Annotated in this window: 27 protein-coding genes, 1 tRNA gene, 2 pseudogenes and 1 riboswitch; of the genes and pseudogenes, 20 read left to right on the top strand and 10 right to left on the bottom strand. The window is 70.8% G+C overall.

Going from position 1 to position 26,314, the window contains the following annotated elements; all coding sequences use genetic code 11:
- Positions 1 to 29 precede the first annotated feature (29 nt).
- The 6 genes from ACZ5GP_RS18500 (at position 30) to ACZ5GP_RS18525 (ending at position 4,445) form a co-directional block, all read left to right on the top strand.
- Positions 30 to 989, top strand: a complete 960-nt coding sequence (locus tag ACZ5GP_RS18500) for an ABC transporter substrate-binding protein (RefSeq protein WP_468751865.1) — start codon at positions 30 to 32, stop codon at positions 987 to 989.
- Positions 990 to 1,111: 122 nt separating this feature from the next.
- Positions 1,112 to 2,128: a FecCD family ABC transporter permease gene (locus ACZ5GP_RS18505; RefSeq protein ID WP_468751866.1), complete on the top strand. Its 1,017-nt coding sequence runs from the start codon at positions 1,112 to 1,114 to the stop codon at positions 2,126 to 2,128.
- Positions 2,083 to 2,898, top strand: coding sequence for an ABC transporter ATP-binding protein (locus ACZ5GP_RS18510; RefSeq protein WP_468751867.1), 816 nt, complete (start codon positions 2,083 to 2,085; stop codon positions 2,896 to 2,898). The genes ACZ5GP_RS18505 and ACZ5GP_RS18510 overlap by 46 nt, the downstream gene beginning before the upstream one ends.
- 69 nt (positions 2,899 to 2,967) lie before the next feature.
- The gene (locus ACZ5GP_RS18515) at positions 2,968 to 3,069 is read left to right on the top strand and encodes a putative leader peptide (protein ID WP_320590866.1); all 102 of its coding nucleotides are present in this window, start codon (positions 2,968 to 2,970) and stop codon (positions 3,067 to 3,069) included.
- Positions 3,070 to 3,200: 131 nt separating this feature from the next.
- Entirely contained in the window at positions 3,201 to 3,479 is a 279-nt protein-coding gene (locus ACZ5GP_RS18520; RefSeq protein ID WP_358580142.1) for a MoaD/ThiS family protein, read from the top strand.
- A gap of 12 nt (positions 3,480 to 3,491) precedes the next feature.
- Positions 3,492 to 4,445 carry a PLP-dependent cysteine synthase family protein gene (locus ACZ5GP_RS18525; RefSeq protein ID WP_468751868.1) on the top strand — a complete coding sequence of 318 codons (954 nt, stop codon included), beginning with the start codon at positions 3,492 to 3,494 and terminating at the stop codon, positions 4,443 to 4,445.
- Positions 4,446 to 4,536: 91 nt separating this feature from the next.
- On the opposite strand, the gene ACZ5GP_RS18530 is transcribed toward ACZ5GP_RS18525, so the two are convergent.
- Entirely contained in the window at positions 4,537 to 4,998 is a 462-nt protein-coding gene (locus tag ACZ5GP_RS18530; RefSeq protein WP_468751869.1) for a type II toxin-antitoxin system PemK/MazF family toxin, read from the bottom strand.
- 198 nt (positions 4,999 to 5,196) lie between these two features.
- Here ACZ5GP_RS18530 and ACZ5GP_RS18535 point away from each other — a divergent pair, with 198 nt between their 5' ends.
- Positions 5,197 to 5,949, top strand: coding sequence for an MBL fold metallo-hydrolase (locus ACZ5GP_RS18535; protein ID WP_468751870.1), 753 nt, complete (start codon positions 5,197 to 5,199; stop codon positions 5,947 to 5,949).
- A gap of 98 nt (positions 5,950 to 6,047) precedes the next feature.
- Here the strand turns inward: ACZ5GP_RS18535 and ACZ5GP_RS18540 are convergent, their stop codons facing one another.
- Together ACZ5GP_RS18540 and ACZ5GP_RS18545 are read right to left on the bottom strand one after the other, a co-directional pair.
- Positions 6,048 to 7,298 (bottom strand): PTS transporter subunit EIIC, encoded by a 1,251-nt coding sequence (locus ACZ5GP_RS18540; RefSeq protein WP_468751871.1) that lies wholly within the window; start codon positions 7,296 to 7,298, stop codon positions 6,048 to 6,050.
- A gap of 229 nt (positions 7,299 to 7,527) precedes the next feature.
- On the bottom strand, positions 7,528 to 8,841 hold the full coding sequence (locus ACZ5GP_RS18545; RefSeq protein WP_468751872.1) for a PTS transporter subunit EIIC: 1,314 nt from the start codon (positions 8,839 to 8,841) through the stop codon (positions 7,528 to 7,530).
- A 233-nt stretch (positions 8,842 to 9,074) separates the two neighbouring features.
- On the opposite strand from ACZ5GP_RS18545, the pseudogene ACZ5GP_RS18550 reads away from it, so the two are divergent.
- From ACZ5GP_RS18550 to rdgB, 4 genes and pseudogenes are all read left to right on the top strand, one after another.
- Positions 9,075 to 9,323: pseudogene (locus ACZ5GP_RS18550) on the top strand (PTS sugar transporter subunit IIB); the annotation flags it as partial.
- Positions 9,324 to 9,408: 85 nt separating this feature from the next.
- A complete protein-coding gene (rph, locus tag ACZ5GP_RS18555) occupies positions 9,409 to 10,149 on the top strand; it encodes a ribonuclease PH (protein ID WP_468751873.1) in 741 nt (246 codons plus the stop codon).
- A 141-nt stretch (positions 10,150 to 10,290) separates the two neighbouring features.
- Complete coding sequence (locus ACZ5GP_RS18560; protein ID WP_468751874.1) at positions 10,291 to 10,686, top strand: hypothetical protein; 396 nt, start codon at positions 10,291 to 10,293, stop codon at positions 10,684 to 10,686.
- A gap of 34 nt (positions 10,687 to 10,720) precedes the next feature.
- Entirely contained in the window at positions 10,721 to 11,323 is a 603-nt protein-coding gene (gene rdgB / locus ACZ5GP_RS18565; protein WP_468751875.1) for an RdgB/HAM1 family non-canonical purine NTP pyrophosphatase, read from the top strand.
- A 44-nt stretch (positions 11,324 to 11,367) separates the two neighbouring features.
- Here the strand turns inward: rdgB and ACZ5GP_RS18570 are convergent.
- The 5 genes and pseudogenes from ACZ5GP_RS18570 to bcp form a co-directional block, all read right to left on the bottom strand.
- Positions 11,368 to 11,450: transfer RNA gene (locus ACZ5GP_RS18570), tRNA-Leu, on the bottom strand.
- A gap of 35 nt (positions 11,451 to 11,485) precedes the next feature.
- A complete protein-coding gene (locus ACZ5GP_RS18575; protein ID WP_468751876.1) occupies positions 11,486 to 12,148 on the bottom strand; it encodes an HNH endonuclease in 663 nt (220 codons plus the stop codon).
- Positions 12,145 to 12,786, bottom strand: a pseudogene (locus tag ACZ5GP_RS18580) (HNH endonuclease signature motif containing protein). The gene ACZ5GP_RS18575 and the pseudogene ACZ5GP_RS18580 overlap by 4 nt, the downstream one beginning before the upstream one ends.
- 140 nt (positions 12,787 to 12,926) lie before the next feature.
- Entirely contained in the window at positions 12,927 to 14,423 is a 1,497-nt protein-coding gene (gene proP, locus ACZ5GP_RS18585) for a glycine betaine/L-proline transporter ProP (RefSeq protein WP_468751877.1), read from the bottom strand.
- A gap of 129 nt (positions 14,424 to 14,552) precedes the next feature.
- Positions 14,553 to 15,020, bottom strand: coding sequence for a thioredoxin-dependent thiol peroxidase (gene bcp, locus ACZ5GP_RS18590; RefSeq protein ID WP_358580114.1), 468 nt, complete (start codon positions 15,018 to 15,020; stop codon positions 14,553 to 14,555).
- Positions 15,021 to 15,200: 180 nt separating this feature from the next.
- On the opposite strand from bcp, the gene ACZ5GP_RS18595 reads away from it, so the two are divergent.
- From ACZ5GP_RS18595 to ACZ5GP_RS18605, 3 genes are all read left to right on the top strand, one after another.
- Positions 15,201 to 15,521, top strand: coding sequence for a DUF3618 domain-containing protein (locus ACZ5GP_RS18595; protein ID WP_361076183.1), 321 nt, complete (start codon positions 15,201 to 15,203; stop codon positions 15,519 to 15,521).
- 43 nt (positions 15,522 to 15,564) lie between these two features.
- A complete protein-coding gene (locus ACZ5GP_RS18600) occupies positions 15,565 to 15,909 on the top strand; it encodes a GroES family chaperonin (RefSeq protein WP_468751878.1) in 345 nt (114 codons plus the stop codon).
- A 52-nt stretch (positions 15,910 to 15,961) separates the two neighbouring features.
- A riboswitch (guanidine-III (ykkC-III) riboswitch) is annotated at positions 15,962 to 16,032 on the top strand.
- Between the two features lie 46 nt (positions 16,033 to 16,078).
- Complete coding sequence (locus ACZ5GP_RS18605; RefSeq protein WP_369212939.1) at positions 16,079 to 16,399, top strand: DMT family transporter; 321 nt, start codon at positions 16,079 to 16,081, stop codon at positions 16,397 to 16,399.
- A 35-nt stretch (positions 16,400 to 16,434) separates the two neighbouring features.
- Here ACZ5GP_RS18605 and ACZ5GP_RS18610 read toward each other — a convergent pair whose 3' ends face one another.
- Positions 16,435 to 18,825 (bottom strand): transglycosylase domain-containing protein, encoded by a 2,391-nt coding sequence (locus tag ACZ5GP_RS18610; protein WP_468751879.1) that lies wholly within the window; start codon positions 18,823 to 18,825, stop codon positions 16,435 to 16,437.
- 187 nt (positions 18,826 to 19,012) lie between these two features.
- Here ACZ5GP_RS18610 and ACZ5GP_RS18615 point away from each other — a divergent pair, with 187 nt between their 5' ends.
- From ACZ5GP_RS18615 to ACZ5GP_RS18635, 5 genes are all read left to right on the top strand, one after another.
- Entirely contained in the window at positions 19,013 to 19,834 is an 822-nt protein-coding gene (locus tag ACZ5GP_RS18615; protein WP_468751880.1) for an ABC transporter permease, read from the top strand.
- Positions 19,827 to 20,669 (top strand): ABC transporter permease, encoded by an 843-nt coding sequence (locus ACZ5GP_RS18620; RefSeq protein WP_468751881.1) that lies wholly within the window; start codon positions 19,827 to 19,829, stop codon positions 20,667 to 20,669. The genes ACZ5GP_RS18615 and ACZ5GP_RS18620 overlap by 8 nt, the downstream gene beginning before the upstream one ends.
- Before the next feature lie 6 nt (positions 20,670 to 20,675).
- Positions 20,676 to 21,641 carry an ABC transporter ATP-binding protein gene (locus tag ACZ5GP_RS18625; RefSeq protein WP_468751882.1) on the top strand — a complete coding sequence of 322 codons (966 nt, stop codon included), beginning with the start codon at positions 20,676 to 20,678 and terminating at the stop codon, positions 21,639 to 21,641.
- A gap of 30 nt (positions 21,642 to 21,671) precedes the next feature.
- Positions 21,672 to 22,355 carry a DUF1707 SHOCT-like domain-containing protein gene (locus ACZ5GP_RS18630; RefSeq protein ID WP_468751883.1) on the top strand — a complete coding sequence of 228 codons (684 nt, stop codon included), beginning with the start codon at positions 21,672 to 21,674 and terminating at the stop codon, positions 22,353 to 22,355.
- A 176-nt stretch (positions 22,356 to 22,531) separates the two neighbouring features.
- A complete protein-coding gene (locus ACZ5GP_RS18635) occupies positions 22,532 to 23,227 on the top strand; it encodes a L,D-transpeptidase (RefSeq protein WP_468751884.1) in 696 nt (231 codons plus the stop codon).
- Here the strand turns inward: ACZ5GP_RS18635 and ACZ5GP_RS18640 are convergent.
- Entirely contained in the window at positions 23,203 to 24,534 is a 1,332-nt protein-coding gene (locus ACZ5GP_RS18640) for an SGNH/GDSL hydrolase family protein (protein ID WP_468751885.1), read from the bottom strand. The genes ACZ5GP_RS18635 and ACZ5GP_RS18640 overlap by 25 nt on opposite strands.
- 336 nt (positions 24,535 to 24,870) lie before the next feature.
- Here ACZ5GP_RS18640 and ACZ5GP_RS18645 point away from each other — a divergent pair, with 336 nt between their 5' ends.
- A complete protein-coding gene (locus tag ACZ5GP_RS18645; RefSeq protein ID WP_468752151.1) occupies positions 24,871 to 26,145 on the top strand; it encodes a DUF445 domain-containing protein in 1,275 nt (424 codons plus the stop codon).
- Positions 26,146 to 26,314: the final 169 nt, after the last annotated feature.

The following is a 26,314-nucleotide window of genomic DNA, read 5'->3' on the forward strand; positions in this document are numbered from 1 at the left end:
GGAAATCCCCCGGAGGAGGCAGTTCAGCCATGTCCCGAGCCCTGCGCGCCCTGACCGCCGCCGCCCTGCTCGTCCCGCTCGCCGCGTGCTCCTCGTCCGCACCCGGTGACGCCAGGCCCGCCGCCAAGGCCGCCGGATTCCCGTACACCGTCACCAACTGCGGCGTGCGGACGACGTACGCGGCACCCCCCGAGCGCGCCGTCACCATGAACCAGCACGCCACCGAGGTGATGCTGGAACTGGGTCTGGCGGACCGCCTCGTCGGCACCGCCTACCTCGACGACCAGGTCCTGCCGAAGTACGAGCGGGCGTACAGGTCCGTCCCCGTGCTCGCCGGGGAGTACCCCTCCTACGAGAAGCTCCTCGCCGCCGACCCCGACTTCGTCTACGGCGGTTACGCCAGCGCCTTCCTCGCCGGCGACGGCCGCGCTCGCTCCGCCCTCGCGAAGTCCGGCATCGAGAGCCGCCTGAACGTCGAGGCCTGCGCGAAGCGGGCGGTCTCCATGGACGACGTGTACCGCGAGGTGCGCGAGGTGGGCGCCACGTTCGGGGTGCGCGAGCGGGCGCGGAAGTGGGTGAGCGGCGCGCGCCGCGAACTGGCCGCCGCCCAGGAGAAGTCGCGGGGCCACGAGCCGGCCTCCGTCTTCGTCTACGACAGCGGCGACAAGACCGCGTTCACGCTGGGCGGCCGGGGCATCGGCAACGACATCATCGAGCGGGCGGGCGGCCGCAACGTCTTCGCAGACCTCGGCAAGTCCTTCGGCGACGCGTCCTGGGAGACCGTCGTCGAGCGCCGGCCCGAGGTCGTCCTGATCCTCGACTACGGCGCCACGAGCGTCGCCCAGAAGAAGAAGCGCCTCCTCGACGACCCGGTCCTGGCGGACGTCCCCGCGATCAAGCACAAGCGGTTCGCGGTGCTTCCCCTGTCGGACGTGGTGACAGGAGTACGAGCCCCGGAGGCGGTGCGGAAACTGGCGGACCAGCTGTGAGCACCCTGCGGAATCGGCCCGACGGCGGTCAACTCCAGCCCGGGGGAGGCGAAATCCAGCCCGTCCGGCGTTTGAGGACGAGCCCGAAGGGCGACAGACGGAACTCCAGGGGGCACCGCCTCTTGATCCTGACGGGACTGACCGCAGCCCTCGCGGCAGCGCTACTCGCAGGCCTGGCCCTGGGCTCCGTACACATCCCCCCGACCCAAGTCCTGGACATCCTGACAGGCCGCGCGGAACCCTCCCCGTTCCGCACCATCGTCCTGGACGTGCGACTCCCCAGAGTCGTCCTGGGTGCCACCGTAGGAGCCGGACTGGCGGTCATCGGCACCGTCCTGCAGGCCCTCGTCCGCAACCCCCTCGCGGACCCCTTCCTGCTCGGCGTCTCCTCGGGCGCCTCCGTCGGCGCGGTCTCCGCGATCGTGCTCGGCGGCGTCCTCGGCCTCGGCGCGGGCCTGTCCACCGCCGTCACGATCCCGGCGGCGTCCTTCGCGGGCGCCCTGCTCGCCCTGGTCCTCGTCCACGCCCTGGCCGCGAGCGGCGGCGGGGGCCTCGCCACCGGGCGCCTGATCCTGGCGGGCGTGGCGGTCTCCTCCATCCTGTCCGCCCTGACCAGCCTCATCCTCGTCACCGCGGACAGCGCCGAGCAGCTCAAGGAAGTCCTGTACTGGACGCTCGGCGGGCTCGGCGGCGCCCGCCGGGACATGCTGGCCCTGCCCTGCGCCGTCCTGGCCGTCGGCACGCTCCTGCTGGTGGCGCTGGCCCGGCCCCTGGACCTGCTGCTCGTCGGCGAGGAGGGCGCCACCGTCCTCGGCCTGGACACCGCCCGTTTCCGCGCCGCCGTCTTCGTCCTCGCCTCGCTCCTGACCGGCGTCCTCGTCGCGTACAGCGGCGCCATCGGGTTCGTCGGCCTGCTGGTGCCGCACGCCGCCCGCATGCTGGTCGGCGCCGCGCACCGCCCGCTGCTGCCGGTGGCGGCGCTCATGGGCGCGGTGTTCCTGGTCGTCGCGGACCTCGCCGCGCGCACGGTGGCCGCCCCGCAGGACATCCCGGTCGGCGTGCTCACCGCGCTGACGGGCGGCCCGTTCTTCCTGTGGCTGCTGCGCGGGAGCCACCGCCCCGAGGGGATGGCCGCGTGACGCTGCGCGCCGAGGACGTCGGCTACCGCACGCCCGCCGGGGCACGGCTGCTCGACGGCGTGTGCCTGACCGTCGCCGAGGGCGAGACCGTGGGCGTCGTCGGCCCCAACGGCAGCGGCAAGACGACGCTGCTGCGCTGCGTGTACGGGGCGCTCGCCCCGTCCGAGGGCCGCGTCCTGCTGGACGGCGCCGATCTGGCCGGGCTCGGCGCCAAGGCCCGCGCGCGGCGCATCGCCACCGTCCCGCAGGACGGGCAGGCGGGCTTCGACCTCACCGTCCGGCAGATCGTCGCCATGGGCCGCTCCCCGCACAAGCGGTTCTGGGAGGGGGACAGCGGGCGGGACGAGGAACTGGTGCGGGCCGCCCTCGCCCGCGTCGGCGCGGCCCCTCTCGCCGAGCGCTGCTTCGCGGGGCTCTCCGGTGGTGAGCGCCAACGCGCGCTGGTGGCCCGGGCCTTGGTGCAGCAGCCCGCCGTCCTGGTCCTCGACGAGCCGACCAACCACCTCGACATCCGCTACCAGCTGGAGATCCTCTCCCTGGTCGGCGCCCTCGGCACGACCAATCTCCTGGCCCTGCACGACCTGAATCTCGCCGCCTACTTCTGCGACCGCCTCTACGTCCTGCGGGCCGGCCGGGTGGCCGCGTCCGGCACCCCCGAAGAGGTCCTGACCAGCGAGATGCTCGCCGAGGTCTACGGCGTGACGGCGGAGGTCGCGGTGCACCCGGCGACCGGGGCGCCGACGGTCACCTACCTCCCGGCATCCAGGTGATGGACGGAAAACATCCATCATGTGAGATCACATTCCAGGACCCGGACCGGGAATCGATACGATGAGCGCATGGTTTCCCACGACGTGAGCGACAAGATGCCGGGCATGCTGCTCGTGGCGCGTCTGCACGTCGACCTGTGCAGGCTCAGCAGCGCCATCTGTTCGCGCTGACCCCTGCCGCCGTACGGCCAGCGACGGGCCGCGGCGCCCCTACCGCGTACGACCGCGCACACCGGTGCACGAGCACGGCCGGACCGCCGCGCGCCCCCTCACCTGAACTCTTCCGACAGGAGCCCTCAGCCATGGCCATCGAGGTCCGCATCCCCACCATCCTCCGCAGCTACACCGACGGCGAGAAGGCCGTCCAGGGCAGCGGCGACACCCTCGCCGAGCTCTTCACCGACCTCGACTCGCGGCACGCGGGCATCGCCGAGCGCATCGTCGACGACGGCAAGCTGCGCCGCTTCGTGAACGTGTACCTCAACGACGAGGACGTCCGCTTCCTCGACGGCATCTCCACCAAGCTCGCCGACGGCGACAACGTCACGATCCTGCCGGCCGTCGCCGGCGGCATGGTCTAGGCCCGATCCCGGATGCCTCGCTACGACTCCCCGCTCGCCGCGGTCGGCAACACGCCGCTCGTGCGCCTGCCGCGCCTGTCCCCCTCGGACTCCGTCCGCATCTGGGCCAAGCTGGAGGACCGCAACCCGACCGGTTCCGTCAAGGACCGGCCGGCCCTCCACATGGTCGAACAGGCCGAGAAGGACGGCCGGTTGACGCCCGGCTGCACGATCCTGGAGCCGACCTCCGGCAACACCGGCATCTCGCTCGCCATGGCCGCCCGGCTCAAGGGCTACCGCATCGTGTGCGTCATGCCGGAGAACACCTCCCAGGAGCGGCGCGACCTGCTCGCCATGTGGGGCGCCGAGATCATCTCCTCGCCGGCCGCGGGCGGCTCCAACACCGCGGTCCGCGTCGCCAAGGAGCTGGCGGCCGAGCATCCGGACTGGGTCATGCTCTACCAGTACGGCAACCCCGACAACGCCGGCGCCCACTACGCCACCACGGGCCCGGAGATCTACGCCGACCTGCCCTCCATCACCCACTTCGTGGCGGGCCTCGGCACCACCGGCACCCTCATGGGCGTCGGCCGCTACCTGCGCGAGCAGAAGCCCGACATCAAGATCGTCGCCGCCGAACCGCGCTACGACGACCTCGTCTACGGCCTGCGCAACCTCGACGAGGGCTTCGTCCCCGAGCTGTACGACGCCTCCGTGCTGACCACCCGCTTCTCCGTCGGCTCCGCCGACGCGGTGACGCGCACCCGCGAACTCCTCCAGCAGGAGGGCATCTTCGCGGGCGTCTCCACGGGCGCCGCGCTGCACGCGGCGATCGGCGTCGGGAAGAAGGCCGTGAAGGCCGGGGAAGCCGCCGACATCGTCTTCGTCGTCGCCGACGGCGGCTGGAAGTACCTCTCGACGGGCGTCTACACCGCCCCGACCACCGAGGCGGCCATCGAGACGCTGCAGGGCCAGCTCTGGGCCTGACCCGCAGACGCCGGAGGGGCCGGCCCGGCTCCTCCCGGCGTCCGAGGAACGGGAGTCCGGGGCGAAGGCCCCAGGGAGAGGAGAGGGCGGATCAGTCCGCCAGATACCGCACCTGGTCCCACAGGACCGGGTCCACCACCCCGGCCCGGCGCCGGAACTCCCACAGCGGCACGTCCCGCAGCTCGTCGGTCTCCAGGAAACTGGCCCGCCCCTCCGCGTCGCCCACCGAACCCGGCGGCAACGGGATCACCCCCGCCCGCTCCTCGTGGAACTTGCTGGTGATCTTCGCGACGCGCGCCCGCTCCCCGCGCACCGAGAGCACCAGGCACGGCCGGTCCTTCCCGCCGGGCCCGTCCTCATAGGGCACCCGCGCCCACCAGATCTCCGCGGGCCGCGGCGCGGGCAGCCGCCGCCGGGGCCCCCGGGGCGGCCGCGAGGGCCCGGAGGGACGGGTGCTCGACCGCCGGGGGCCCCGGCCCCAGCCGTCGACCAGCGTGACGACGAGGGCGAGCACCACCACGGCGGCCAGCGCGAGCCACCAGGACGTGTCCATGGACACGACCGTACCGGCGCACTCGCCCGTACGCCCACCACTCCCCCCGCCCCACGCGCCACCCGAACCGGTGACACCGCAGGTGAGTTCCCCCACAACGCCCCGCGACGGAGGAGCGACCCGACCTTTCGCGCCTTACGCTCGACGGACCGCACACCCACCCCCCAGCTCTTTCGCCAGCGCGGAGGTTCCAGCTTCATGAAGCTCACCGTCGTCGGCTGCTCGGGGTCGTTTCCGTCCGCGGAGTCGGCCTGCTCGAGCTACCTCGTAGAGGCCGACGGCTTCCGGTTGCTGCTCGACATGGGCAACGGCGCCCTCGGCGAGTTGCAGCGCCACATCGGTCTGTACGACCTCGACGCGATCTTCCTCAGCCACCTGCACGCCGATCACTGCATCGACATGTGCGCGTACTTCGTGGCGCGCTACTACCGGCACGAGGGCGGCCGCTGCGCCCCCCTGCCGGTCTACGGCCCCGAGGGCACCGAGCAGCGTCTGACCACCGCGTACGCCGACACGCCCTCGGCCTCCTCGATGAGCGAGGTCTTCGACTTCCACACGGTCAAACCGGCCTCCTTCGACATCGGACCGTTCGCGGTGCGCACCGAGAAGGTGCGCCACCCCGTGGAGGCGTACGCCATCCGCGTCGAGCACGGGGGCAGGTCCCTCACGTACTCGGGGGACACCGGCAGCTGCGAGAGCCTGGACGAACTCGCCCTCGGCACGGACCTGTTCCTGTGCGAGGCGGCCTTCACCCACGGCAAGGAGGACATCCCCGACCTGCACCTCAACGGCCGTGAGGCGGGCGAGTGCGCGCGGCGGGCCGGCGCGGGAAAGCTGCTGCTCACCCACATCCCGCCGTGGACGGACCCCCGGGTGAACCTCGCGGACGCCCGCGCCGTGTACGACGGCCCGACGGAGCTGGCGGCGCCCGGAGCGACGTACGAGGTGTGACCCCGCGCCGCACCCCCGGCGGGATCTCCGCGCCGCACGCACGACGAAGGCCCCGGAACCGTCCTGGTCCCGGGGCCTTCGTGCGAGCGGGGTGCGCCCTACGCCTTGGTGAGGTCCTCGATCTCCTCCTCGGGCTCACGGCCCGGGGTCGGCAGGTCGAACCGCAGGATCGCGAAGCGGAACACGACGTAGTACACGGCCGCGAAGACCAGGCCGATGGGGATGATCAGCCAGGGCTTCTCGGCGAACTTCCAGTTCAGGACGTAGTCGATCGCGCCGGCCGAGAAGGTGAAGCCGTGGTGCACGCCGAGCGCCCAGGTCACCGCCATGGCGAGGGCCGTCAGCAGCGCGTGGACCACGTACAGCACCGGGGCGATGAACATGAACGCGAACTCGATCGGCTCCGTGATGCCGGTGACGAACGAGGTCAGCGCCAGCGACATCATCATGCCGCCGACCACCTTGCGGCGCTCGGGGCGGGCCGTGTGGGTGATGGCGAGCGCCACCGCGGGCAGCGCGAACATCATGATCGGGAAGAAGCCCGACATGAACTGGCCGGCCGTCGGGTCACCGTGCATGAAGCGCTGGATGTCGCCGTGCCAGACGGCGCCCGCGGAGTCGGTGAAGGAGCCGATCTCCTGCCAGGCGACGGTGTTCACGAACTGGTGCATGCCGACGGGCAGCAGGGCGCGGTTGACCACGCCGAAGATGCCGGCGCCGACCGAGCCGAGACCGGTCATCCACTCACCGAAGTTGGTGATGGCGTCGCCGACCGGGCCCCAGGCCAGACCGAAGAGCACGCCCATCGCGGTGCCGATGAAGGCCATGATGATCGGCACGAGGCGGCGGCCGTTGAAGAAGCCGAGCCAGTCCACCAGCTTGGTGCGGTGGAACCGCTGCCACACGACGGCGGAGATCAGGCCCATGACGATGCCGCCGAGGACCTTGGGGTCGTTGTAGGTCGCGGCTATGTCCGCACCCTTTTGGATCTTCGCCTCGGTGACCGGGAACGCGGTCAGCACGTTCTTGTAGACCAGGAAGCCGACCAGCGCGGCGAGCGCGGTGGAACCGTCCGCCTTCTTGGCGAAGCCGATCGCGACACCGATGCAGAACAGCAGCGGCATGTTCGCGAAGACGGCGTCTCCCGCCGTGGCGAAGACCGTGGCGACCTTGCCCCAGCCGAGCCCGTCGGGGCCGAACACGTCCGGCTGGCCCAGGCGGAGCAGGATGCCCGCCGCAGGGAGCACCGCGATCGGCAGCTGCAGGCTGCGCCCGACTTTCTGCAGGCCCTGGAACAGGCCGGAGCCCCGCTTCTTCGCGGGCGCCGCCTTGGCGGTGGCCGTACTCATGTCTTCCTCCATGTGCGGGTGCTGTCGGGGACAGTTGGGGGTGGACAGCACCCAGGTGGTCTACACCACTCACTGGTGTAGACCTGTTGTAGCACGGTGAAGGTGACGTAAGGAACCCGCGATTCCTGTGGGCTCGGCCATATCCGGACAGGGCGGACCAAAGGCCCCCGGACGGCACGGTCCAAGGGCCTCAAGCGGAGGGAGAACAGAGGCTACCCGCAAGGCGGGCCTAGGCCTTCGTCTGCTCCCGGTCCAGCGCCTCTGCCTCCTCTTCCGGCTCCCGCCCCGGGGTCGCCAGGTCGAACTTCGTGATGACGAAGCGGAACACGAAGTAGTAGACGACGCCGAAGCCCAGGCCGATCAGCAGGATCAGCCATGGTTTCGTCGCCAGACTCCAGTTGATCACGTAGTCGATCAGCCCCGCCGAGAAGCTGAAACCGTCCTTCACGCCGAGCCCCCACGTCACCGCCATCGAGACCCCCGTGAGCACCGCGTGCAGCACGTACAGCAGCGGCGCGATGAACAGGAACGAGTACTCGATCGGCTCGGTGATGCCCGTGACGAACGACGTCAGACCGACCGACAGCATCATGCCGCCCACCACCTTGCGCCGCTCGGGCCGCGCGCAGTGCGTGATCGCCAGAGCCGCCGCCGGCAGCGCGAACATCATGATCGGGAAGAACCCCGAGGTGAACTGGCCCGCCGTCGGGTCCCCGGCCAGGAACCGGTTGATGTCGCCGTGCACCATCGTGCCGTCCGGCTTGGTGTAGTCACCGAACTGGAACCACACGAAGGTGTTCAGGAACTGGTGCAGGCCCACCGTCAGCAGCGCGCGGTTCGCCACCCCGAAGATGCCCGAGCCCAGCCAGCCCAGATCCACCAGCCACTTGGAGAAGCTGGTCAGCGCGTCACCGACCGGCGGCCAGATCCACACGCACAGCCCAGCGAAGATCAGCCCGACGAAGGCCATGATGATCGGCACGAGCCGGCGGCCGTTGAAGAAGCCCAGCCAGTCCACCAGCTTCACCCGGTGGTAGCGCTGCCAGAACCACGCGGCGAGCAGCCCCATCACGATGCCACCGAACACCCCCGGATTCTGGTACGCGGCCTGCGCGACCTGCCCGTCCTCCGCCACGCAGACCCCGCTCCACATCCCCGCCGCCCCGAACGTCGTGTCCGCCGGGCAGTCCTCGGGGAAGGCGCGCAGCACCGCGTAGTAGACGAGGAAACCGGCGACCGCCGCGAGCGCCGTCGAGCCGTCCGCCTTCTTCGCCATACCGATCGCGACACCGATGCAGAACAGCAGCGGCAGACCGAGCGAGGAGTCGAGCAGCGAGCCGCCCGCCGCCGCGAACACCTTGGCCACGCTCGTCCAGCCGAGGCCCTCGTCACCGAAGACGTCCGGCTGGCCGAGCCGGTTGAGGATGCCGGCCGCCGGGAGCACCGCGATGGGCAGCTGAAGGCTGCGGCCCATCTTCTGCAACCCCTGGAACAGGCCGTTCCACCACTTCTTCCGCGGCACCGCGGCGGCGTCGGAACTCATCGGCGTCCTCCCGGAACAGACCAGGTTTGGCGGTCGTTGAAAACTGGTGTAGACCAGTTGGGAACGGGTGGGGAGCGCCGCCTCGACGCCATTCGACGCGGACGACACCTGGACCGTCATCCTCGGGCACCCATGCCGTGACCGCCCGCGAAGATGGTCCAACCGTGCGTTAACGTGACACAGCGGACCTACGGCGTACGGACCTCCGGCGTACGGAGGCCGCGTCCTTTGGAACCAGGGAGAAACACATGGCCACCAAGGCTGAGAAGATCGTCGCCGGGCTCGGCGGCATCGACAACATCGAAGAGGTCGAGGGCTGCATCACCCGCCTGCGCACCGAGGTCCACGACGCCAGCCTCGTCGACGACGCCGCCCTGAAGGCCGCCGGCGCCCACGGCGTCGTCAAGATGGGCACCGCGATCCAGGTCGTCATCGGCACCGACGCCGACCCGATCGCCGCCGACATCGAAGACATGATGTGAGCACCTGAACCCCGCGTTCACGCCTGAGGGGCCCTTCCCCAACCGGGGAAGGGCCCCTCGCCCATGTCCCGATAGGCTCGCCCCCATGTCCTCTACGCCCCGCATCGACGGCCGCACCCCCGCACAACTCCGCCCCATCACCATCGAACGCGGCTGGAGCAAGCACGCCGAGGGCTCCGTCCTCATCTCCTTCGGCGACACCAAGGTCTTCTGCACCGCCTCCGTCACCGAAGGCGTCCCGCGCTGGCGCAAGGGCACCGGCGAAGGCTGGGTCACCGCCGAATACTCGATGCTGCCCCGCTCCACCAACACCCGTGGCGACCGCGAAGCCGTCCGCGGCAAGATCGGCGGCCGCACCCACGAGATCAGCCGCCTCATCGGCCGCTCGCTGCGCGCCGTCATCGACTACAAGTCGCTCGGCGAGAACACCATCGTCCTGGACTGCGACGTCCTCCAGGCCGACGGCGGCACCCGCACCGCCGCCATCACCGGCGCCTACGTGGCACTGGCCGACGCCGTCGCCTGGGCCCAGGGCAAGAAGCTCATCAAGGCCGGCCGCAAGCCCCTCACCGACACCGTCTCCGCCGTCTCCGTCGGCATCGTCGGCGGCGTACCGCTCCTCGACCTCTGCTACGAGGAGGACGTGAAGGCGGACACCGACATGAACGTCGTCTGCACCGGCGACGGCCGCTTCGTCGAGGTCCAGGGCACCGCCGAGGCCGAGCCCTTCGACCGCAAGGAGCTCAACGCCCTCCTCGACCTCGCCCTCGGCGGCTGCGAGGACCTCGCCGCCTTCCAGCGCGAGGCGCTGGCCGCCACCCGCTGACCACGCACGGCACGCGCTGACCGCATACGTCGCGCGAGGTACGGCAGGCGAGCAACCAACGACCCCCTGCCGGGCGTTGTAACAAGTACGGGCGCGCGGGCGAAGCCGGGCGCCCGTACGCACACGGGGAGGGACCCAACCATGGCCGCGCGCCACCGTCGTATCGCCACCGCTGTCGCCACAGCCCTGATCGCCGTACCGGCCGGCGTCGGCCTCGTCGGCTGCGACGCCGTCTCGAAGGCCCTGGACTGCGTCCAGACCGCGGACACCATCGCCGACAGCGTCACCGACCTCCAGCAGGCCGTCGAGAACGCCGGCGACAACCCCGCCGAGGCCGACCGGGCGCTCGACGACATCGGCAAGAACCTCGACAAGATCAGCGACAAGACCGACGACGCCGACGTCGACAAGGCCGTCGACGACCTCGGCCGGGCCGTCGACAACGTCCGCGACGCCATCGACAAGGGCGACAGCACGCCCGACGTCACCCCCGTCACCGACGCGGCGGGCGAACTCACCAAGGTCTGCACGCCGTAGCCGCGACCGACGCGGCGCGCTGGATACTGGGGGCATGACCCGCCTCATCCTCGCCACCCGCAACAACGGCAAGATCACGGAACTCCGGGCGATCCTCGCCGACGCAGGCCTCACCCATGAGCTCGTCGGCGCGGACGCCTACCCGCAGATCCCCGACGTCAAGGAGACCGGCGTCACCTTCGCCGAGAACGCCCTCCTCAAGGCCCACGCCCTCGCCCGCGCCACCGGGCTGCCGGCCGTCGCCGACGACTCGGGCCTGTGCGTCGACGTGCTCGGCGGCGCCCCCGGCATCTTCTCCGCCCGCTGGGCGGGCCGCCACGGCGACGACCGCGCGAACCTGGACCTGCTTCTCGCCCAGCTCGGCGACATCTCCGCCGCACACCGCGGCGCCCACTTCGCCTGCGCGGCGGCCCTCGCGCTCCCCGACGGCACGGAACGCGTGGTCGAGGGCCGCCTGCGCGGCACCCTGCGCACGACTCCGGCCGGCACCGGCGGCTTCGGCTACGACCCGATCCTCCAGCCGGAGGGCGAGACCCGCACCTGCGCGGAACTGACCCCGGCACAGAAAAACGCGATCAGCCATCGCGGCAAGGCGTTCCGGGGACTGGTGCCGGTGGTGCGGGAGTTGTTGGGCTGAGGAACGGCAGAGGGGCCGTCCGGGTGGACGGCCCCTCTGTTATGTGCGGCCGATGGGAGTCGAACCCACATGGGCAAATGCCCCGAGGCACCTAAAACCTCTGCTTATACCATTCAGCAACGGCCGCATGCCTGCCCATGGTACCGATGTCCCTATGCCGCACTACGGGCGGCGCCGGTTTCCACCCCTGCACCACGTGTCGGTGATCGCATGGCAGTTGGGGCACAACAGGCGCAGGTTCTCGCGTCGGTCGTCGCTCCAGTCGCCGTTGATGTGGTCGATCTCCAGGGTCATGGGCCGTCCGTTCCATTCGGGCGGGGATCCGCAGCCGTCGCAGAGCTCGGGGACGCCGACCTCGCGCAGGGCTCGACGCAGCAGGATGGTCCTGGTGCGGCGTGACCCGCCGTGTTTGACGAGTACATCCGCTGCAGTCTTCACGGGCGTCGGTCCCGGTCTGCCTCGCTGGTGGGCCTGACCGAGGAAGTGGGAGGTGTCGAGCCCGTCCTCCGCGACCCATTGAGGCAGCAAGGCCCGCAGTCGACTGGTGTCCGCTTCTCCCAGGGCGCGCAGGGTCTGCGCGACCGACGAGCTCTGGGCAACGGCCCGTCGGAGCTCGTCGGAAGCCGGCCTGGGATATGGCCCGCCTCTGAGACGGCGCGGCATATGGGAGACATCGATTCCGTAGTCGTCGAACCGTTTGAACAGATGACGGCGCAGACCCCGGTACGGCCGCACCCCTACGAACGTGATGACCTCCTCCACGGTTGAGCAGGTCCTCGCAGCCGCTGCCAGCAGCTCCCGCGGGTAACAGACCGGCTCGCTCACGACTGGCGGCCTTTGCCGCGGCCGCGGTAGGTGTCGGTGGTCGAGTGGCAGTTGGGGCACAGGAGCCGCAGGTTCCCGATCCTGTTGTTGCGCCAGTTGCCGTCGATGTGATCGACCTCCAGTGGCAGGGGATGTCCTCGCCACAGCGGTTCCGTCCCTCACATCGCGCACCGCTCTGCGAGGCCGAGTTCGGCCATGGCCTGCCTGAGGCGGTCGCTGTGGACACGCCGGGCGTCCGCCGGGTCTTGTTCGACCAAGAGCTGGTCGGGTGTGCGGCGCTGCTTGGGGATGCCGTGCCGGGACGGCCGCCGAAAGTGCGATGTATCGATTCCGTACGCCTTGATGCGGCGGCTGATGTGCGTGTGATGACCGCCCACGACCTCGACTCCCAGGTTCCGCAGCACGTCGTTCATGCTGCTCGAAGCGGTCACCGCTGATTCCAGGAGCTCCTTGGTCCACCGAGTCGCCTCCCGCTGGAAATGCGACGTATCGACTCCCAGCCTCCGCATCCGTTCACGCACGTACCTCCGCGTCGGGCTCATCGGGTCCACCCCTAATTTCCCGAGCGCCTCGGACAACGTCCGCGACGACTTCGTCGCCTCCTCCAGGCGTTCCCTGGTGTACGGACTGACCGCCATGTCATCCCCTCCGCCCCGGCCACGCGTTCGCAGCCCCGTACGGAGTAACGAACCGTTAATCGGACCGTCACGCCCGATATGCGGAACGGCCCGCCCCACTTGCACGAGTGGGGCGGGCCGTGGTGCGGCGCGGGGGAGGGTCAGAACCTGGGGCTCGGGGACTGGGCCTCCACCAGTTCCGCCGCTTCCTCCTTGGTCTCCACCGACGGCGGGGAGCCCGACAGCGGCTTCTGCGCGGTCTCCTTCATGCAGGCCACCGCGATGACGCCGACGACCGCCGCCGCCATGGAGTAGTACGCCGGGACCATGTCCGTCCCCGTGACGCCGATCAGGGAGGTGATCACCAGGGGCGCCGTGCCGCCGAAGAGGGACGCGGAGATGTTGTAGCCGACGGAGAGGGAGCCGTAGCGGACCGAGGTGGGGAAGAGGGCCGGGAGCGTCGCCGACATCGTGCCGAGGAGGCAGACCAGGGAGAGGCCGAGCAGCAGCATGCCGGCGGAGACCGCGAGCAGGCTGCCCTGCTTGATCAGGAGGAAGGACGGCAGGGACAGGAAGAGGAAGCCCAGCATGCCCGCCATCAGCAGCGGCTTGCGGCCGAAGCGGTCGGAGAGCCTGCCCACCCGGCTGATGACCAGCATCAGGACGATCATCGTGCCGATGAGGATCAGGAGCCCGTGCGCGTCGTCGTAGCCGAGTTCGTCGGAGAGGTAGGTCGGCATGTACGACAGCAGCATGTAGTCGGTGATGTTGTACGCGCCGACGAGCGCGACGCACAGGATCAGCGTCGGCCAGTACTGGCGGAAGATCTTCGCCAGGTCGCCCTTGGCAGTGCTCTCCGCGGCGGAGGCGCCCTCGGACGCCGAGTGGAAGGTGGCGTCCTCCATCTTCTGGAACGCCGGCGTCTCGTCCAGCTTGAGCCGCAGGTAGAGGCCGACGAGGCCGAGCGGGCCCGCGACGAGGAACGGCACGCGCCAGCCCCAGGAGTCCATGGTGTCCGAGCCGAGGGCGGTGTTGAGGATGAGGACGAGACCGGCCGCGCCCGTGTACCCGGCGAGGGTGCCGAGCTCCAGGAAGCTGCCGAAGTAGCCGCGCCGCTTGTCGGGGGCGTACTCGGCGATGAAGGTGGAGGCGCCGCCGTACTCGCCGCCCGTGGAGAAGCCCTGGACCAGGCGGAAGAAGATCAGCAGGACGGGGGCCCAGAAGCCGATCGTGGCGTAGGAGGGGATCAGGCCGATGGCGAGCGTGCCGACCGCCATCATGATCATCGTCAGGGCGAGGACCTTCTTGCGGCCGATCTTGTCGCCCATCGGCCCGAAGACCATGCCCCCGATGGGGCGCACGAGGAAGGACACCGCGAAGGTCGCGAAGGAGGAGACCAGCTGGACCGTGTCGTTCCCGGACGGGAAGAAGACGTGGCCGATGGTGACGGCCAGGTAGCTGTAGATGCCGAAGTCGAACCACTCCATGGCGTTGCCGAGCGAGGCGGCCTTCACCGCGCGCTTGACCGCCGCCTCGTCCGTGACCGTGATGTCGGTGCGGCGCAGCGGCGGGTTCTTGCGCCGTCTGACGGCGCGGAACAGCGTGCGGTGGCGTTTGACCGCCTCGGCATCGGCCTCGGTCGCTTCGTGGGCCGCCATGGAGTGGTTCCTTTCGTTCTGCCTTCGGACGCTCCCCCCGGGCTCACCTGCTCGGACATCACCGGCGCAAACGAAAGCCCCCGGCGAGGGGGGCTTTGTCACAGGGCGGGCGCCCGGGGCGCCGGGCGGTCAGACGCCCAGGTCCCGGATGATCTTGGCGACGTGGCCGGTCGCCTTGACGTTGTAGAAGGCGTGCTCGACCTTGCCTTGTTCGTCGACGACGACGGTGGAGCGGATGACGCCGGTCACCGTCTTGCCGTACAGCTTCTTCTCGCCGAAGGCGCCGTAGGCCTCCAGGGTCTCCTTGGACGGGTCGCCGACCAGCGTGACCTTGAGGTTCTCCTGCTCGCGGAACTTCGCGAGCTTCTCCGGCTTGTCGGGCGACACGCCGATGACGTCGTAGCCGGCGGCGGCCAGGGCGTCGAGGTTGTCGGTGAAGTCGCAGGCCTGCTTGGTGCAGCCGGGCGTCAGGGCGGCCGGGTAGAAGTAGACGATGACCTTGCGGCCCTTGTGGTCGGCCAGCGAGACGTCCTTGCCGTCGGCGTCGGGCAGGGTGAACGCGGGGGCGGTGTCGCCGGGCTGCAGTCGCTCGCTCATCTTCGGTCTCCTCGCGGGGTGGCTCGCACAAAAGGTGCTTCGCGCGAAACGTGTTTCGCGCGAAAGGTGTGGTGACGGAGTCGAGCGTAATAGGGGTGCCGTGGGGTGCGGCGCGCGTGAAGCTGACAGACTGTGGTCACAGTTACGTCCACACAATCGATACGACCTGGAGGCAGCGCGGTGTCGGATGCCAGGACCCCTGCGCAGATCGAGGCGGACATCAAGCGCCGGCGCGACCAGCTTGCCGAGACGCTCGACGAGATCGGGGTGCGCGTCCACCCGAAGACGATCGTCGGCGACGCGAAGGCGAAGGTCGTCTCCGGCGTGGACCACTCGCTGGGACGGGCGTACGTCGGGGCGAACCGATTCGTCTCGGACGTGAAGGGCCGTTTCGTCGGGGTGGACGGTTCGCCCCGTATCGAGCGGATCGTCCCGGTGGCGCTGGTCGCCGTGGGCGTCATCGGGCTGCTCGTGGTCGGCTCGCGGCGGCGCGAGCGCTGACCCTCGGGGCCGCGCGGGCGCCGGGGCAGGTAGGTTCGGTGGTGTGAGCGAGAAGACCCACCACGACGACAAGCTGCCCATCCGGATGCTGCACGACCGTGTGCTCGTGCGGCAGGACACCGGCGAGGGCGAGCGCCGCTCCGGCGGCGGCATCCTGATCCCCGCGACGGCGGCCGTGGGCCGGCGGCTCGCCTGGGCCGAGGTGGTCGCCGTCGGGCAGAACGTGCGGACGGTCGAGCCGGGCGACCGGGTCCTGTACGACCCGGAGGACCGTGCCGAGGTCGAGGTGCGGGGCGTGGCGTACGTCCTGATGCGCGAGCGCGATCTGCACGCCGTGGCCGCCGACCGTTTCGAGGGCACCGAGGACACGACGGGCCTGTACCTGTAGGCGGGCCCGCACCCGGCCCTGGCGGGCCCGCCCGCACGGCGTCCCCGCCAGGACCGTGTTTGCTACCGTGGAACGACCCCGACGAGACGCGCCGTACCGGGTTCTCCGCAAAGACGACGCACCCCACCGGACAACGCGCTGAGCGTTTCTCACCGTCGGAGGTGCCGTCATGGCCTGGGTCCTGTTGATCGTCGCCGGTCTGCTCGAAGTGGGCTGGTCGATCGGGATGAAGTACACCGAGGGGTTCACGCGGCTGTGGCCCAGCCTGGGCACGGGCGCCGGCATCGTCGCGAGCATGGTGCTGCTGTCCTACGCCGCCAAGTCGCTGCCCATCGGTACGGCGTACGGCGTGTGGGTGGGCATCGGCGCGGCCGGCGCGGCGGTGCTCGGCATGGTGGTGCTGGGCGAGCCGGTCACCGCCGCGCGGATCTTCTTCGTCTGTCTGCTGCTGGTGGCCGTGGTCGGCCTGAAGGCGACCTCGGGTCACTGACCCCCGGCCGGCCGGGCGGGGGTCAGCCCCCCGGGTCAGCCCTCCGTCAGGCCGCCGATCGCGCCGTCCGTGACGCCCCCGTCGTCGGTGGCGCCCCCGGTGTCGGTGCCGCCGCCCGTGGGCCCGCCCTGGTCGCCGCCGCCGTCAGCCGCCCCGCCGTCGGCCGTGCCGCCGTCCGAGCCGGTGCCGCCGTCGCTCTGGTCACCCGTCTGGCCGCCCGTCTGCCCGCCGGAATCCTGGCCGCCGTCCGTGCTGGTGCCGCCGGTTTCCTGCCCGCCGGTGACGGTGCCCCCGTCGGTGGGCCCGCCGTCGGTCGTGCCGCCGCCGGTGTCCGGCCCGCCGGTGGTGGCGCCGCCGGTCGCCGGGTCCTGGGTGCCGCCGGTGGCCGGGTCGGGCGGCACGGGCAGGTCCGCGCCCTGTTCCAGCTCCAGGTCGAAGTCCTTGACCGGCTTGCCCTCCAGGGCGGCCTTGGTGAACTGCGCCCAGATGCGGGCCGGGTAGGCGCCGCCGTTGATGCGGGACTCGCCGAGCGCCCCGTAGAGCGGGGTGTGCGCGCCGGTCTCGGGGTTCTGGCCCATCACGGCGACCACCGTCGCGAGGTCGGGGGTGTAACCGGCGAACCAGGCGGCGGTGTCGTTCTCGGCGGTGCCGGTCTTGCCCGCGGCGGGGCGGCCGGCGCCCTGGGCCGCCGTGCCGGTGCCGCCCTGGACGACGCTCTGCAGGATGGAGGTGGTGGTGTCGGCGGCCTCGCGGGTCACGGCGCGCTCGGTCTTCTGCTCCGGCAGCTCCACCTCCTCGCCGTTCCTGGTGATCTTCTCGACGATCGTGTACGTGCCGTGCTCGCCGTGGTTGGCGAGGGTCGCGTAGGCCTCGGCCATGTCGAGGACGCTCGCGGTGGAGGGGCCGAGCGCGATGGAGGGGGAGGCGGTCAGGTCGGGGGTGGACGCCGGGACGCCGAGGGCGACCGCGGTGTCCTTGACCTTGTCCGAGCCGACGTCGACGGCCATCTGGGCGTACACCGAGTTCACGGACTTGTCGGTGGCCTCGCGGACGGTGGTGTCGCCGTAGGAGACCTGGTCCTCGTTCTCGGGGGCGTACGTACCGCCGCTCCAGCCCTGCACGGGGCGCTTGTTGGTGCCGTCGTAGACGGTGTTGGGGGTGATGGGGCGGCCGTCCTGGGTGACGGAGCCGTTCTCGACCGCCGAGGTGAACACGAACGGCTTGAAGGTGGAGCCGACCTGGTAGTCGCGGCGGGTGGCGTTGTTGACGTACTGCTTGGTGTAGTCGATGCCGCCGTACATCGCGACGACCTTGCCGGTGGCCGGGTCGATGGAGGCGCCGCCCGCGCGGACGTTGCGGTCCGCCTTGCGGGCGTCCTTGTCGACCTTGGACATCACCTGGTCGTCGACGGCCTTCTTGAAGGCGTCCTGGCGGTCCTTCTGCAGGGTCGTGGTGATGCGGTAGCCGCCCTTGGCGAGGGTCTCCTCGTCGATGATCTTGTTGGTGGCGAGGTAGTCCTCGACGGCCTTGACGACATAGCCGCGCTGCCCGGACAGGCCGGCCGCGCCCTTGGCCTCGTCGGGCATCGGGAATTTGGCCTCCGCCCGCTTCGACTTGGCGAGCCAGCCCTCCTTGACCATGCCGTCCAGGACGTAGTTCCAGCGGCCGGCGGCGCGCTGCTTGTTCTCGGGGTGCGTGGCGACGTCGTAGGCGTTGGGGGAGTTGAGCAGGGTCGCGAGGTAGGCGCCCTCGGCGATGCTGAGCTCCTTGACGTTCTTGCCGTAGTAGGCCTGGGCGGCGGCCTGGACGCCGTACGCGTTGCGGCCGAAGTAGCTGGTGTTCAGGTAGCCGGAGAGGATCTCGTCCTTGCTCACCTCGCGGTCCAGCTTGATGGAGATGAAGAACTCCTTCACCTTGCGGGTGACCGTCTGCTCCTGGCCCAGGTAGTAGTTCTTCACGTACTGCTGGGTGATCGTGGAGCCGGACTGCTTGCCCTTGCCGGTGACGGTGTTCCAGGCCGCGCGGATCATCGCCTTGGGGTCGACCGCGGACTCGCCGTAGAAGTCGCGGTCCTCGGCGGCGAGCACGGCGCGCTGGACGTGCAGCGGGATCTGCTTGAGCGGCACCTTCTCGCGGTTCACCTCGCCGTCGCGGGCGATCTCGGTGCCGTCGGCGTACAGGTAGACGTTGCTCTGCTTGGTCGCCGCGGCGTTAGCCGAGGGGATGTCGACCAGCGTGTAGCCCGTCATGAAGGCGCCCACGCCGAGCAGGATCAGCAGGAGGAGGCCGCCGAGGACCATGCGCCAGGTCGGGAAGATCCGCCGCCAGCCCTTGCGCTTGGGACGCCTCGGCTTCTTGGCCTTGCCGGTACCGGCGGGCTCGCCACCCGCCCCGGCGGCGTCCTGCTGCTGCGGCTCGTCGCTCATGTCTCGCGGAACTCCTGATCAGCGTCATACATCCGATAAGCCTCGTAAGGCCCCATTGCACACCTTCGCCGCACGCGTCGGGCGCCAGGCACGCGCCGCGGGGCGAAAATGCCTGGCGCGAGCGCTCCCGACCACACTACGATCCTGCGCTTTGGTCCGATCAGGGGCGAGGCCCACGGTGAAAGGGATGCGTGTGCGTACAGGACGGTTCCGTTTGTACGCGGCCGTCGCCCGGGGAGGCTTCCGTCGCTACGCCACGTATCGGATCGCGACGGCGGCCGGGGTGTTCACGAACACCGTCTTCGGGCTGATCCTCGCCTACACCTACGTCGCGCTCTGGGACGAGCGGCCCGGGCTCGGCGGCTACGACCAGGCGCAGGCCGTCACGTTCGTCTGGCTCGGGCAGGCGCTGCTCACGGTCATGGCGCTGATGGGCGGCGGCTTCGAGGGCGAGCTGATCGAGCGGATCCGCACCGGGGACATCGCCGTCGACCTGTACCGGCCGGCGGACCTCCAGGCGTGGTGGCTGGCGAGCGACCTGGGCCGGGCGCTGTTCCAGCTGCTCGGGCGCGGCGTCGTGCCGATGATGATCGGCGCGCTCGTCTTCGACCTGGCGCTGCCGGCCGACCCGCTGCGCTGGCTCGCGTTCCTCCTGGCGGTGGTGCTGGGCGCGCTGGTCAGCTTCGCGCTGCGCTTCCTGGTGGCGCTCTCCGCCTTCTGGCTGATGGACGGGGCGGGCAGTACGCAGGTGGCGATGCTGGCGGGCACCTTCTTCTCCGGGATGCTGCTGCCGCTGAACGTCTTTCCCGGCGCCCTCGGCGAGCTGGCCCGCGCGCTGCCCTGGTCGGCGCTGCTCCAGGTGCCGGCCGATGTGTTCCTCGGCCGGTCCGCGGGCCTCGGCCTGCTGCGGACGTACGCCTTCCAGCTCGGCTGGGCCGCGGCGCTGCTGACGGCCGGCCGGCTGCTCCAGGCGGCGGCGACGCGCCGGGTGGTGGTCCAGGGTGGCTGAGCCGAGCGGGGTGCGACGGCGGTGGGCGCAGGCGCGCTCGGGGCTGCGCGCCTACCGGCTGATCTCCGCCATGTGGATCCGTTCCCTGATGGCCTACCGCCTGTCCTTCGCCATGACGGCGCTCGGCAACTTCGCGGTGACCGGGTTCGACTTCGCGGCGATCTTGCTGATGTTCTCCCGGGTGGACCGGCTCGGCGGCTACTCGCTCGCCGAGATCGCCCTCCTGTACGGGGCCTCGTGCACCGCCTTCGGGCTCGCCGACCTGTCCCTCGGGTCCATGGACCGCCTCGGCAGGCGGGTGCGCGACGGCACGCTCGACACGCTCCTCGTGCGGCCCGCCCCGGTCCTCGCGCAGGTCGCCGCCGACCGGTTCGGGCTGCACCGGCTCGGGCGGCTGACGCAGAGCACGCTCATCCTCACGTACGCGCTCGTGGTCCTGGACATCGACTGGACCCCGGTGAAGGCGGTGCTGGTGCCGGTGATGCTGCTCAGCGGGGCGGGGATCTTCGGGGCCGTGTTCCTGGCGGGCGCGGCCTTCCAGTTCGTGGCGCGGGACGCGGCGGAGGTGCAGAACGCCTTCACCTACGGCGGTACGACGCTGCTGCAGTACCCGCCGTCGGTCTTCGCCAAGGACCTGGTGCGCGGCGTCACCTTCGTCCTGCCGCTCGCCTTCGTGAACTGGCTGCCCGCCCTGTACCTCCTGGACCGCCCCTACCCGCTCGACCTGCCCGAATGGACGGCCTTCACGCCGCCGCTGGTGGCCGTCGCCTGCCTCGCCCTCGCCGGACTCGCCTGGCGCACCGGCCTTCGTTCGTACCGCAGCACAGGGAGCTGAACTTCCGTGGAACCGGACCTCATTGAGCTGGACGGCGTCGAGAAGGTCTTCGACGTGTCCAAGAAGACGGGCTTCCTGCGGCGCGAGCGGCACGAGGTGCGGGCCGTCGACGGGATCTCCTTCACCGTGCCGCGCGGCGAGATGGTCGGCTACATCGGGCCGAACGGCGCGGGCAAGTCGACGACGATCAAGATGCTGACGGGCATCCTCACGCCGAGCGCGGGCCGGCTGCGGGTCGCGGGCATCGACCCCTCCCGGGAGCGGACCCGCCTCGCGCACCGCATCGGTGTCGTCTTCGGCCAGCGCACCACGCTCTGGTGGGACCTGCCGCTGGTCGACTCCTACCGCCTGATGCATCGCATGTACCGCATCCCCGACGCCCGTTACCGGGAGAACCTCGACCGGTGCGTCGAACTCCTCGAACTGGCGGCCCTGTTGGACGTGCCCGTGCGTCAGCTCTCCCTCGGGCAGCGGATGCGCGGCGACATCGCGGCGGCACTCCTGCACGACCCCGAGGTGCTCTACCTCGACGAGCCGACGATCGGCCTGGACGTCATCAGCAAGGCGAAGGTGCGGGGCTTTCTGCGCGACCTGAACACGCGGTCGGGTACGACGGTGCTGCTCACCACGCACGACCTGACCGACATCGAGCAACTGTGCGGACGCGTCATGGTCATCGACCACGGGCGCCTGATGTACGACGGTCCGCTCGCCGGCCTGCACGAGGTGGGGGAGAGCGAGCGCACCCTCGTCGTGGACCTGGAGCGCGAACTGCCGCCCATCGAGGTCGAGTCGGCGCGCGTGGTGAAGGTCGAGGGCCCGCGCCAGTGGCTCGCCTTCCCCGCCGCCCGGTCGGCGGCCCCGCTCGTCGCGGAGGTCGCGGCGCGCTATCCGCTGGCCGATCTGTCCGTGCGGGAACCGGACATCGAGACGGTCATCGCCAAGATGTACGCGGACAGGAGGACCTCGTAGGGCGCCCCATGAGTCTCGTAGGCTGCCCCCATGAGTGAAGAACTCCCCGATCTGCGGGCCTCCGACGCCGACCGCGAGCGGGTCGCCGAACTGCTGCGGGACGCGATGGCCGAGGGCCGCCTCGACATGGCGGAGTTCGAGGAGCGCCTCGACGCGGCGTACCGGGCCCGTACGTACAGCGAGTTGGCGCCGCTCACCCGCGACCTGCCGGCGCACGGCGCCCGGGTGTCCATGGTGAAGCGGCCCGGGGGCCAGGACGCGGCCGGCGTCGACTGGGCGGCGCGGATGGTGGCGGGGCCGCCCACCTCGACCGGCGGCTTCGCCTTCTGGAGCGGCTTCGGCCGCAGGGGCGGCTGGACGGTCGGGCGGCGGTTCACCGCGTTCGCCATGTGGGGCGGCGGCGAGATCGACCTGCGCGAGGCCCGCTTCGCGGAGCGCGACGTGGAGATCCGCTGCTTCACGATCATGGGCGGGATCCAGGTCACCGTGCCGCCGGAGTTGAACGTCGTGGTCAAGGGTGTCGGCGTCATGGGCGGCTTCGACGACCGGGCGACCGGCGTGGGCACCCCCGACTCGCCCCGCGTGGTCGTCACGGGCTTCGCCCTGATGGGCGGCGTCGGCGTCGACCGCAAGCTGCGCAGGGCCGAGAAGCTGCGGCTCAAGGAGGAGCGTCGCCGCCAGGAGCTGGAGGGCGAGCGCGAGCAGCGCGACTGAGCGCGGTCGTGCGCGGTTGCGCGCCGGGGGGCGTGGCGACAAATCGCCCCCTGTTACACACCTGTGCCCATTCGTCCTGCAACGAACCGGGGGTTCGCGCTGTCTAGCAGGTGGAATCCATCAGTGGACGCAGGACACATGACGATCGCCGGACGGCGGACGAGGGGCAGGCAACAGTGGGGGACATACGCAGACGAGGGGCCGTGGCCCTGGGGATCACCATGCTGGTGGCCCCGCTCACGGTGGCGGCCGGGACCGGCAGCGCGCAGGCCGCCTCCTGCTCCACGCAGACCGGGCCGTACCAGAAGCAGGTCGAGAAGTTCCTCGGCCGCCCGGTGGACGGCAAGCAGTCGGCTGCCGACTGCAAGGCCATCAAGGCCTTCCAGACCAAGCATCAGATCAGCCCGAACGCCGGGTACGCGGGCAGCGTCACCTGGGGTGTCATGAACCTCATGAACAAGCAGAAGGCCGTGGGCGACAACCCCAACAAGGCGGGCAAGTGCCCGACCGACAAGGGGCGCATCGCCTGCGTCGACCTCACGCTCCAGATCAGCTGGATCCAGGACGGCAAGAACCTCAAGTACGGCCCGGTCCCGGTGCGTACCGGCCGCAACGGCCACGAGACCCGCACGGGCCTGAAGAAGGTCTACTGGCGGGACATCGACCACGTGTCCAGCCTGTACCACGTGCCGATGCCCTACAGCCAGTTCTTCGACGGCGGCCAGGCCTTCCACTCGGTCGGCATCAGCGTCTGGGCGCCGCCGGGCTCCCACGGCTGCGTCAACATGACGAAGAAGGACGCCGTGAAGTACTGGGACACGCTGCGCAAGGGCGACGAGGTCTTCGTCTACGGCCGCAAGCCGGGCACCTGAGCCCGCCCTTTCAAGGACGACAGGTCGAACGACTCCGCCATCTTGCGGTACCCCGCGTCCGAGGGGTGCAGATGGTCCCCGGAGTCGTACCGCGCCCGCAGCCTGCGCGGGTCGTAGGGGTCCCGCAGCGCCCGGTCGAAGTCGACGGCCTGGTCGAAGACCGTCCCTGAGCGGATCTGCTCGTTGACGGACTGCCGCACGGCCTCCAGGGCGGGCTCGTAGCCGCGGTGGCCGCCGAAGGGCATCAGCGTGGCGCCGACGACCCGCAGGCCGCGGGCGTGCGCCTGGCGGGTCAGCTCGCGCAGGCCCTCGACGATGCGGTCCGGATCGTTCTGGTGCGGGTTGCGCAGGATGTCGTTGACGCCGAGGGCGATCACGACGGCCTTGACGCCCGTACGGCCCAGGACGTCCCGGTCGAAGCGGGAGAGCCCGCTCGGGTTGACGGCGGGCCGGCCCTGCCCGTCGGACAGGACGCGGTTGCCGCTGATGCCCTGGTTGACGACGCCGTAGCGGGGCGCGCCCGGCTCGGCGCGCAGCCGGTCGGCGAGGACGTCGGGCCAGCGGCGGTTGGCGCCCATCGTGGACGTGATGCCGTCGGTGATCGAGTCGCCGAAGACGACGACGGTGCCGTCGGACTCGTTGCTCAGTACGTCCACCGCGGCGAGGTAGCGCCAGAACGGGCTCTGCTCGGTGTAGGCGTCGCCCGCCGTGTCCTCGGTCCGGTCGCCCTCGGCGACGAAGCTGATCTGGCGCGCGTGCGGGTGGTAGGTGACCGGGCCCGAGGGGGTCGGCGAGTACGTCGTGACGAGCAGGTCGCCGTCGTACGGGACCCGCAGCCGGGCGGCGTCGCTCATCACCTGGGCGCCCGGCGGGATGACCACCGAGGTGTTGCCGTCGAAGCTGAGGCGGCGCAGCGTGCCGGGCGCGGCGGCCGGGTCGTTCGACGCGGACGCCACCGCGATGGAGGCGTGCGTGATGCTCAGCGGCGTGGTTCCGTAGAGGTTCGACAGGGTGATGCGGGCGCTGTCGCCGCCGACGCTGGTGTGCACGACGTTGCGCAGGGAGCGGCCGGCGAAGCCCTTGCGCTCCGTGCCCGGTTCGAACCCCGCGGGGGAGGCGGACCAGGAGCCGACCCAGGTGCCGGAGGAGGCGGGGGCGGCGGAGTTGCGGGGGCCGCGCGAGCCCGCGCCGAAGGTGTCCCGCGAGCCGTCGTCGGTGCCGGCGACGCCGACGTATATGGCGGCGGAAACCACCACGATGACCGCGATGACCGCGGCGAGAAGGGCATAACCGTGACGCTTGGTCATGCGGGTTCTTTCTCCTCGGGCAGGGGGAGCCCCGAGGCTCCGGTGTGATCACCCCATGATGCGGCATGGGCCGTGAGGCGGCCGACACTGCCCCCCTCCGCTCATTCAGACGCCGGGAACTTGTCGTTCGTTCCGGGAGTAGGGAGGAAGGGACGGAGAACACATGACGCGGGAACCATGACCATGAGGACGAGCACGAGCACGAGCACGAGGACAAGTACGAGTAGGCGTACGAGTACGAGGCGGACGGGTCGGGTGAAGTGAGTGCGCAGCACAGACGCGGAGAAGAGGCCCGAGCCCGGCGAGGGGCCCGGGGCCGACGCGGGGCGCGAGGCGGTGGCCCCCGGCGGCTTCACGTACAGCCCCGCCGACGAGGAGAAGCGGCGGGGCGTGCGCCGCATGAAGGCCACGGCGACGGGACTGCTCGTCCTCGTCGCGCTCGTGTACGTACTGGCCAAGTGGGCGGCGGCCTCCGGCGCGGGCGCCTGGACGGGCTATGTGGCGGCGGCCGCCGAGGCCGGCATGGTCGGCGCCCTCGCCGACTGGTTCGCCGTGACCGCGCTCTTCCGGCACCCGCTCGGCCTGCCCATCCCGCACACGGCGATCATCCCGAACAAGAAGGACCAGCTCGGCGTCTCCCTCGGTGAGTTCGTGGGGGAGAACTTCCTCTCCGCCGACGTCGTACGGGAGCGTCTGCACGCGGTGGGCATCGGCGCCCGCCTCGGCACCTGGCTGGCCCAGCCCGTGCACGCGGACCGCGTGACGGCGGAGCTGGCCACGGCGCTGCGCGGGGCGCTGACCGTGCTGCGCGACTCTGACGTGCAGGCGGTGGTGGGCGAGGCCATCACGCGCCGCGCCGACGCCCGGGAGATCGCGCCCGGCCTCGGCAAGACGCTGGAGAAGATCGTCGTCGACGGCGGCCACCACAGGGTCGTCGACCTGGTCTGCGTACGCGCCCACGACTGGCTGGTCGAACACGGCGACTCGGTGATGGACGCGGTGCAGGGCGGCGCCCCCGGCTGGACGCCCCGGTTCGTCGACAAGCGGGTCGGCGAGCGGGTCTACAAGGAACTGCTGCGCTTCGTCACCGAGATGCGGGACATGCCCGGGCACCCGGCGCGCGGCGCCGTGGACCGCTTCCTCGCCGACTTCGCCGCCGACCTCCAGTCGGACTCCGACACCCGTGAGCGCGTGGAGCGCCTCAAGCGGGAGGTCCTCGGCCGCGGCGAGGTGCAGGACCTCATCGCGTCCGCCTGGTCGGCCGTACGGTCCATGATCGTGGCCGCCGCCGAGGACGAGCGCAGCGAGCTGCGGCTGCGCGTACGGGCCTCGCTGCTGTCGCTCGGGGCGCGGATGGCGCGGGACGGCCGGCTCCAGCGGAAGGTGGACGGCTGGGTGGAGGGCGCGGCGGTGTACGTCGTCACGACGTACCGCGACGAGATCACCTCGCTCATCACCGACACCGTGGCCGGCTGGGACGCGGAGCACACCTCGAAGAAGATCGAGGCGCACATCGGGCGGGACCTCCAGTTCATCCGGATCAACGGCACGGTGGTCGGCTCCCTGGCGGGGCTCGCGATCTACGCGGTGTCGCGGGTGTTCGGGGCGTAGGGCTCGCCCGGCGCGGCGCGCCCGGCATCTTCCGGCGGTTCCAGCGCGCGTGAGGGAGCGATTGCCGGGCACTCTGGAGTAGCTCACTCGGAGCTGAGTGAGCCGTCGTCCGCGCGGTGCGAGCGGCCGTGCGAGCACGAGGTGCGAGTCACCGCGCAAGCAGCGGTAC

It is taken from the genome of Streptomyces sp. NPDC031466 (genome assembly GCF_055581265.1).